Origin of the sequence: Polynucleobacter sp. 15G-AUS-farblos (assembly GCF_018882445.1) — a bacterium.
In the GTDB taxonomy this organism is placed as follows: domain Bacteria; phylum Pseudomonadota; class Gammaproteobacteria; order Burkholderiales; family Burkholderiaceae; genus Polynucleobacter.
This window is the reverse complement of record NZ_JACVOM010000028.1, coordinates 1-295: the sequence shown is the minus strand read 5'-3', so window position 1 is coordinate 295 and position 295 is coordinate 1. Positions and strand designations below refer to the sequence as shown.

Here is a 295-nt window from a genome sequence, read left to right as displayed (position 1 = left end):
CTTTAGCCCGTGCGATTTTGGCTTGTAGGCCTTGAACTGGAGAAGACTTTTGCCAAGCGGCCCAATCACTATATTGAATCGGTAAAGGCTCCCAAGTAGGCTCTTGCTCATGGACGTAAGCGCTGTAAGCTTCATTGAGCTCTCTAATCAAAACACCTATCGACTGCTCATCCCCCGCCTGATGATGCATCGTCAGTAATAGCACTGAATGATCTTGACTAAGCAAAATCAGCTGTGCTCGTAAAGAATAGTCTTGTCCTAGATTGAAAGGTTTTGCTGCCTCAGCTTGGATCAG

The 295-nt window shown here is 46.4% G+C and carries 1 protein-coding gene; it reads right to left on the bottom strand.

The features are described from left to right. Positions 1-295 (bottom strand): condensation domain-containing protein (locus ICN41_RS11265; protein ID WP_216293022.1); only part of this gene is annotated, 295 nt, incomplete at both ends.